This window comes from Porticoccus sp. (assembly GCF_965660005.1).
Lineage (GTDB): Bacteria > Pseudomonadota > Gammaproteobacteria > Pseudomonadales > Porticoccaceae > Porticoccus.
Genome location: NZ_CBFHYF010000068.1, coordinates 1 through 5104, shown reverse-complemented (window position 1 = coordinate 5104; position 5104 = coordinate 1). Strand labels below are relative to the sequence as shown.

General features: G+C 50.9%; 6 protein-coding genes and 4 tRNA genes. All 10 read right to left on the bottom strand.

The window, feature by feature from the left end; all coding sequences use genetic code 11:
- Positions 1 to 83: GTP-binding protein (locus ACTF5G_RS09855; RefSeq protein ID WP_262984289.1), on the bottom strand; the 83-nt coding region annotated here is incomplete at its 3' end.
- Between the two features lie 68 nt (positions 84 to 151).
- Positions 152 to 227: transfer RNA gene (locus ACTF5G_RS09850), tRNA-Thr, on the bottom strand.
- Positions 228 to 249: 22 nt separating this feature from the next.
- Positions 250 to 323, bottom strand: a tRNA-Gly gene (locus tag ACTF5G_RS09845).
- A 255-nt stretch (positions 324 to 578) separates the two neighbouring features.
- A tRNA-Tyr gene (locus ACTF5G_RS09840) sits at positions 579 to 662 on the bottom strand.
- A gap of 67 nt (positions 663 to 729) precedes the next feature.
- Positions 730 to 805, bottom strand: a tRNA-Thr gene (locus ACTF5G_RS09835).
- Positions 806 to 952: 147 nt separating this feature from the next.
- Positions 953 to 1699: a hypothetical protein gene (locus ACTF5G_RS09830; protein WP_438952631.1), complete on the bottom strand. Its 747-nt coding sequence runs from the start codon at positions 1697 to 1699 to the stop codon at positions 953 to 955.
- 10 nt (positions 1700 to 1709) lie between these two features.
- Entirely contained in the window at positions 1710 to 2426 is a 717-nt protein-coding gene (locus tag ACTF5G_RS09825; protein WP_438952630.1) for a type III pantothenate kinase, read from the bottom strand.
- The gene (gene birA / locus ACTF5G_RS09820; RefSeq protein ID WP_438952629.1) at positions 2423 to 3391 is read right to left on the bottom strand and encodes a bifunctional biotin--[acetyl-CoA-carboxylase] ligase/biotin operon repressor BirA; all 969 of its coding nucleotides are present in this window, start codon (positions 3389 to 3391) and stop codon (positions 2423 to 2425) included. Before birA ends, ACTF5G_RS09825 begins: the two co-directional genes overlap by 4 nt.
- 9 nt (positions 3392 to 3400) lie before the next feature.
- Positions 3401 to 4201, bottom strand: coding sequence for a sulfite exporter TauE/SafE family protein (locus tag ACTF5G_RS09815; RefSeq protein ID WP_438952628.1), 801 nt, complete (start codon positions 4199 to 4201; stop codon positions 3401 to 3403).
- Between the two features lie 101 nt (positions 4202 to 4302).
- Positions 4303 to 5104: ABC transporter transmembrane domain-containing protein (locus ACTF5G_RS09810; protein ID WP_438952627.1), on the bottom strand; the 802-nt coding region annotated here is incomplete at its 5' end.

The following is a 5104-nucleotide window of genomic DNA, read 5'->3' as shown; positions in this document are numbered from 1 at the left end:
AGGGTGGTCTTGCCGTGGTCAACGTGACCAATAGTGCCAACGTTTACGTGGGGCTTGTTACGTTCAAACTTTGCTTTTGACATGACGAGCGCTCCTCTTTAAACCTGACACCTGAATCAAAAACACCACGGAACATGCCCGGGGGAAATACTGGAGCTCATAACCGGATTTGAACCGGTGACCTCTTCCTTACCAAGGAAGTGCTCTACCGACTGAGCTATATGAGCATAAACATACTTAAACAGGCATTGGAGCGGGTAGCGGGAATCGAACCCGCATCATCAGCTTGGAAGGCTGAGGTTCTACCACTGAACTATACCCGCTATGCTTACAACACTCCGTCAAATAATAAGGTGTCGATTGACGACTCAACCGACACCAACCCCGTCAGGGGCCAATTACCTTATTCACATTTGCTCGAGAGGATAGACCATTCAATCTTTAGAATAATATCCGTCTTCCACGCTACCCTTGCCTGCTTCTCAACAGAGGGCCGCTTTCCCACCGGAATGCAGCACCATCTTCGCTCCCGGGTAACACATACAAGCACACCGACCTATCGTGCCTGCCCTAAAACTTGGTGCAGGGGGGTGGATTCGAACCACCGAAGCTTTCGCGTCAGATTTACAGTCTGATCCCTTTGGCCGCTCGGGAACCCCTGCGAAAAATGTTGGACATTGTCCATGCCACCAGTTTGGCTGTCAAACAGCTCGCTCAAACTGTATTAATTGGAGCTGGCGAGAGGAGTCGAACCCCCGACCGGCTGATTACAAGTCAGCTGCTCTACCAACTGAGCTACGCCAGCTCTATAAGACCCGCTATTAAATCGGGAGCGCGATTCTAGTGAAAGTTGGCACTATAATCAACCATTGCCGCAATCCAGGCGACAGTTTTCTACTTTATATCGCTGCCACCAGAAGGGAAACCTCCCTATCAAGCACTGACAATCGGCTTATTCAGCAGAACCTGAGCTCACACAGGTGTCCTCAGTCATCCGCCTTGAAGTATTTTTATCTTCTTCATCAATGAGTTCCATCAGTCCTTTCGGTGCAGATTGGAGCGTGTACTGACGCAGCTGTAGCCAGCGCTCTTCCACCGTAGCAGGTCGGGGAACGACCACCACAGGGTATCCCTGAGTAACCAGCTTGTGCCGATAGTGTTCGATATTATCCCTGTCACTAAACACCCCGAGGGTTATCCCGTTTTTATATTCACCTTCGGCTATCAGAAAGCTATCAATCTCTTTGCTGCGCAAATCCTTTAACATTTTGCTGGCCTCGACTCGTGATGCCAGCGGCGGAACAATCAACCAATGATTCTCTCTTATTCTGGTGGTTCGCCAAACCAGCTCCCCGCCAAACCCATACGACAGCAGTCGACGGCGAAGTTCTTCGGCGTCAATCTCGTCCAAAGGGCCAATCAGCAGGCAACGGAGGCCTCCACCATTCCCGGAAGACAGAACATTATCAGCGGTACTTGCAAGAGGATTATCCGAAACTGATTGCGATTCATCTGCCTCTTCAGTTAACGCTGGCATCTCCTCTACGAGCAATAGCGGAGCATATTTTTCTTTTTCTTGATGGGCCGCCAATTCATTTTTTTGGCTATCGACCTGTTCCGCACGAAAGGCAGCCGTACTATAGAACCAGTAAGCTGCCACCAGGTTGATTAAAACCAAAACAAAAAACAACCATCGCATTGGCAAACACCTATGGGAACATGACGTCAAGACCATCCAACACCAAATCGCGAATATAGACGCAATCCCTCTCGATCACATTTTTCAGCACCGGTCCGTCACCGCCAGAGACAATGACTTTCACGGGCTGAGCCTCCTCCTCCAACCTCGCGGCCGATGCTTCAATCATTGTCTTGACCATCAACAACGCGCCATGGCCTATCGCCTCACCGGTTGTTTTCCCCGGAGCACAATTCGTAATTGAATCAGGCTCGATCGAAATATTACTGGTTCCCAGATTAAGCGATTGGTAGATCATGGCGAATCCGGGCACGATGTAACCACCGAGGTGACAACCTTGTTTGTCAATAATATCCACGGTAGTCGCAGTGCCCGCATCCACAACGATACAGGCACACCGAAATCGATTTCGTGCAGCCAGCAGCGCCAACCAACGATCAACTCCCATGGATGAAGGATCCAGATAACCACAGCGCACATCTCCAGCCTCACGGGTGGTTTTGGCCTGCTGCATTTGACAGCCCCACAGAGCTGCCTGCACCGCAACTTCCCCGGCAACCTCCTTTCTGCCTACACTGGAGAGACGAATTCGGGTTGGACGTCCCCGCTCTCCAATCGATTGCAACAGGCTTTTGATATCTGTGGCCGGCGGCATACCAACAGAAACTCCCTTCTCAGTCAATCGACATTTGATCCGACTGTTTCCAACGTCAATGTCGACAATCATTCTGCGCTCCTGAGACTGATTTCGCCGCCACTGAACCGTTTGATCTCGTCGCCGATCTCAAGCTTCAATGCGCCGCTCTCATCAACACCTCTCGCTATACCCTGAACCGTTTTATTCATTAATATCAGGTTGACCTTTCTGTCCGTATTGATATCAAATCGCAGCCATTCTTCACGGTAGGGGGCAAAACCAACCTCATGAAAGTTTTCCAGTAAGGCGAGCATTTCTTCAATAATGGCAGAGGCCAACCTATTGCGACTGACCGGCCGCCCTGACGTTAAACCAATATCTGTCCATGCCTGGTCAATCAACTCACCGCTTTTATCCGGCATACCCAGATTGATACCAACGCCTATAATCACCTGACAGAAGCCCGAGGGGTCCCCCAGTACTTCCAACAAAATACCGCCTACCTTTTTATCTTCCAGGAACAAATCATTGGGCCACTTGAACATCAGCCCGTGGATACCACAAGACTGTATTGCACACCTTACAGCCACACCAACTGCAAGACTCAGGCCTTCGAGCACTTGCACGCCACCGTCAAAGCCCCAACCGAGGGAGAGATAGATATTCCTGCCAAAGGGGCTGACCCAGAGCCTGCCCCGCCGTCCACGACCTGCCGTTTGTTGCTCGGCAAGCACGATCAGGCCGGTAGCGTCTCCCTGCTCGGCGGCATTTCTAACCAGATCATTGGTCGAGGGCACGGACAACTCAACCTGCAACTCCCTGATCAGCGACCTGGCAGTAGCCGAAAGATTATGAATAAGCGTGTTTCGATCCAATAGCTCCAACTCTGCCATAAGGCAGTAGCCACAGCCTCTCCGAGATTTTATCTCAAGGCCTGTTTGCTCAATTTTTTGTATTTGCTTCCAGACTGCGGTCCTTGAAATACCCAGCACACTGCCGAGCTCTTCACCCGAGTGGAAACGCCCATCACTGAGTATTGTCAGCAAGCCTTTCATATACGCCTTTCACATTCCGAGATTGCGCCAGACAAACCGCACACCAATGATTAGCAATAACAGAGAGAAACTGCGGCGCAGAATATCGCCAGGTAGTCGGTGTGCAAGCCGCGCACCGACTCTGGCAAATATCGTACTGGCTATGATAATGCCCAAAAATGCCGGGAGATAAATAAAGCCGACTGCACCGTCTGGCAAATCCGATTTACCCATACCCTGCCACCAGTAGGTCAGCGCCCCACTGATAGCAATTGGCAGACCGCAAGCGGCAGAGGTGGCGACGGCATTTTTCATCGACACCCGCACCCAGGTTAAATAAGGCACCGTGAGCGAGCCGCCACCAATCCCGAACAGGCTAGCGACAAAACCGACCACCGTACCCACCATAGCCTGCCCCACTCGACCGGGCATATTGGAACCGCCGGAAGGATTGAGCGCGAATGCCATTTTTAGCGCCACCAGACAAAGAAAGAGGCCAAAGGCAAGCTGCAGCGCCGTGCCAGAAATACTGACTGCAAAAACAGCACCCAGGGCAGCGCCAATACAAATACCGGGCGTCAACCACCCGGCAAGCGACCAGAGGATGGCGCCGTGTTTGTGGTGGGAAGAGATTGAACTTACTGAGGTCACCACAATGGTGGCCAGCGATGTGCCGATGGCCAGATGCGTCAGCACCTCCTGAGACATCCCCTGAGCAGTGAAGGTAAAGATAAGAATAGGGACAATAACAACACCGCCCCCCAGGCCAAACAGGCCGCTGATCAGTCCTGCGACAGCACCGAGGCAAAGGTAAAGCAGGTAAATATCCACAGTTGCTCCCATTGCTCCGTGGTTCGCATTATGCCTGATTTGGTTAGGCGATAAACAACTGTTAACTGCAAAGTAAACGGCCGACACGCCCCATCGAACGGTCAAGCCGCAACTTTATGATTTCCCTCCACCAAAATTTCAAATGCTTGTCCATACGGTAAAATCCGGGCGTCAGTGAAATCATCGGTGCCAGAAGACACAGAAAATGACGCCATTGCCGATACCAGCGCATCAATATCGCTGGCGTAAATCACTGTGTCTTGCGTATGGATTTCTTTCACCTGCGAGGCTGCATCGGTGTACCAGTTTTGCACTCTGACCGAATCAGTCGTGCCGGACAAATCAATCACCAAATCATTACCCGATTGGGAAAACAGCAACCGCTCGTTGGTAATATCGCCCGCAAATCTCAGTACATCGATATCCCGCTGCTTTGAACTGGCATTCACGATGGGGTCACTGCCATCAGTGAGGAATATGGGCATGGTATCCAACTCTCTTACTCTGGCGACACTCTGCCCTACTTGGCGGGATTCGAACCAGGCAAGGGGCAAAGTAACCAAGTGATGGAACAGCTTTGCTCCCAGCTTAACGTCTACACAGTTTGTGGTATGGCTAAACAGGTAGTTGCGCAAACCACCCAGCAAGGTGCCAAAAACAACCACCACCACAAAACCAAAGGCCGGAACATTGAGCGTCGTAAAACCTTTATGCACCAGCACCTTGTCCACTACCACCTGAAAGAACAGCGGCGTCACCAGAGCAAATAGCTGCAAGAAAAAAGATGCGATTATCACCTCACCAAATATCTTTCTGTATTTGACCCAAGAATTATGTAGTGATGAAAAATTTACGCCAATAAAAAACCCACCCAGCGTTGCTGGGTGGGTTTTTAATAAGAAC

Coding starts and splice junctions, on each gene's coding strand:
- birA (WP_438952629.1), bottom strand. CDS start 3,391: ATGAAAGGCTTGCTGACAATACTCAGTGATGGGCGTTTCCACTCGGGT.
- ACTF5G_RS09825 (WP_438952630.1), bottom strand. CDS start 2,426: ATGATTGTCGACATTGACGTTGGAAACAGTCGGATCAAATGTCGATTG.
- ACTF5G_RS09830 (WP_438952631.1), bottom strand. CDS start 1,699: ATGCGATGGTTGTTTTTTGTTTTGGTTTTAATCAACCTGGTGGCAGCT.